The organism is Streptomyces sp. CNQ085 (assembly GCF_022614595.1).
Lineage (GTDB): Bacteria > Actinomycetota > Actinomycetes > Streptomycetales > Streptomycetaceae > Streptomyces.
On record NZ_JAJFAU010000120.1, the window covers coordinates 13,005 to 15,672 of the forward strand.

The 2,668-nt window shown below is 74.7% G+C and carries 1 protein-coding gene and 1 pseudogene; both read left to right on the top strand.

Annotated elements, in window-relative coordinates:
- On the top strand, positions 1-860 hold an 860-nt coding region (locus tag LJ221_RS18395; protein WP_374228495.1), incomplete at its 5' end, for an SURF1 family protein.
- A gap of 476 nt (positions 861-1,336) precedes the next feature.
- Positions 1,337-2,668 (top strand): annotated as a pseudogene (locus LJ221_RS18400) (ATP-binding protein); the annotation flags it as partial.

Below are 2,668 nucleotides of genomic sequence, written 5' to 3' on the forward strand. Positions count from 1 at the left end.
GGGGCGGATGGGCCGCCCCCGCCGCGCCCCGTACCGTTGAGGGCGTGTACCGGTTCCTGCTGACCCCGCGCTGGTGGGTGATCAACCTCTTCGTGCTGCTCTCGATCCCCGTGTGCCTGTTCATGGGGAGCTGGCAGCTCAGCCGATTCGAGGACCGCGTGGACTCCCATCAGGCCCGGCAGGAGCGCTCGGCGGAGGAGACCGCCGAGGCCGACGCCGGGGAGCTGGACGACCTGCTGCCCCTCACCCAGGAGACCGTCGGGCAGGCCGCCCGGGCCACCGGCCGCTACGACGCGGCCCACGAGTTCCTGGTACCCGGCCGCCGCCTCGGCGACCGTGAGGGCTTCTACGTGCTGACCCCGCTGCGCACCGGCGACGGCCGGGCCCTGCCCGTCGTACGCGGCTGGCTGCCCGGCGAGGCCGACCCCGCGCGGGTGCCCGCGCCGCCGGCCGGCGAGGTGAGCGTCACCGGGGTGCTCCAGGCGCCCGAGAGCCAGAGCTCACCGGGAGCCGTCGGCGGCGCCCTGCCGCAGGGCCGGATCGGCATCATCAGCGCGGCCACGCTGGTCAACCTGGTGCCCTATGACGTGTACGACGCGTGGGTCACCGTCCAGCGCGCGCAGGGGCCGATGGAGGCGGTGCCGCCGGTCGCGCCGACGGGCACGGGACTCGACCTGAAGGCGTTCCAGAACCTGGGCTACACCGCGCAGTGGTTCGTCTTCGCGGGCTTCGTGCTCTTCATGTGGTACCGGCTGTTCCGCCGCGAGACGGAGACCGTCCGCTATCTCGCCCTCGGCATCGAGGCGCCCGCCGCGGCCCCGTCCGGTGACGGGGAGCGGATCGCCCCGCCGCCGTCCTGACGGCCGCCGTCCCCGAGTGGCCGGCCGGTACGGAGACCCCCGGCCGCGTCACGGGGGCGGCCGGGGACGGGCCCGGCCGCCCGGCGGCTCGGGGAAGAAGCCCCGGCCTCTCCTTCAGCGGCTCGGCACACGCGCCGTGTGATGCATGGTTACTATGACGAAGGCAATCGCACGAGAAGGCAACTTCCCTTTCTCCAGCGGGCTTTCGGCCGCCTTTTGTCTTCCGACCGCATCACTCGCCCCCACACAGCCACAGGGATTGCGCGATGTCAGATCCTGCCGCCCCCGGCCAGCACCGAGTGCCCGGAGGACGCCTGCCCCTCGCCTTACTCGCCGTCGGCCTGACGGCGCTCGTGGCAGGCGGAGTGGCGGGCGCCGCCGCGGCCCCCGAGAGCACGCGCCCCTGGCTGCTGGGCGTGGTCGCGGTCGCCGGAGCCCTGGCCGTCGCGGCCTCCCTCGCCGTCTTCCTGACCCTGCGGCGGACGGCCACCGCCTCCGCGGACGCCGCGGCCGAGAACACGGCGATGCGCCGGCAGTCCGACTACCGGCAGGCGCACACCGCCCATCTGGCCGACTCCGTCCTGCCGGCGGTCGCCGAGCGGCTGCGGACCGGCGTCCGGCCGGAGGAGGCGCTGGCGGGGATGCCCGTCCCGGAGGACCTCCCGCTCCAGCGGGTCCTCCACGTCTTCGCGCACGAGATCTCCTCCGCCACCGGGCAGCGGCTGTCCGCGCAGGCCGGACGGGACGAGGCGGTCCGGCGGGCACAGGCGCTGGCGGACGGGGTGGACGACCTCCTGGCGAACGTCCTGCCCAGGACCTTCGAGCGGCTGCGCGGCGGCGCCTCGGCGGGCACGGCCCTGGCGAAGGTGCCGCGCCCCGACGACGAGCGGCTGGCCGCCCTGACGGAGTTCGTGATCCGGGAGTACGCGACCAGCGAACGGCGGTCGGCCGCCGCCCGGACGGCGGGCACCAAGGCCCTCAGCCGGGTGCAGGCGGCGGCTGTGAGCATGCTGGCCGACCTGCGCGAGATGCAGGAGCGGCACGGCGAGGAGGTCTTCGGCGACCTGCTCAGGCTGGACCACAGCACCTCGCAGGTCGGACTGCTCACCGACCGCCTGGCCCTGCTGATGGGCGGCCGCGCCAGCCGGGCCTGGAACAAGCCGATCATCATGGAGAGCATCCTGCGCGGCGCGGTGGGGCGCATCGCCGCCTACCGGCGGGTCCGCATGCACTGCGCCAGCTCCACCGCGATCGCCGGGTTCGCCGCCGAGGGCGTGATGCACCTGCTCGCGGAGCTCATCGACAACGCCGCGAACTTCTCCCCGCCCATCGACGAGGTCAACGTCTACGTCGAGGAGCGCACCGCGGGCCTGGTGGTGACCATCGAGGACAGCGGACTGCGCATGTCCGACGCCGCGATGCGCCGCGCGGAGAAGGCCGTCTCCGGTGCTTCGACCGACCTCGCCCACCTCCAGGGCACCCGGCTCGGTCTGGCCGTGGTCGGGCTGCTGGCCCACAAGTACGGCATCTCCGTGAGCTACCGGCCGTCCTCCCGGGGCGGCACCGGTGTGGTGGTCCTGCTGCCGCCGCACCTGCTGGCACAGCAGCGCGCCGAGGCCCCCTTCCCGGCCGCGGTCCCGGCCGCCAGGTCCTCCAGGACCACGCGGGAGGCCCAGGCGCCCGCCACCGGCCCCGCCCTCCCCGCCGCACCGGCCGGCCCGGCGGCACCCGCTCGCGGAGCTCATCGACAACGCCGCGAACTTCTCCCCGCCCATCGACGAGGTCAACGTCTACGTCGAGGAGCGCAC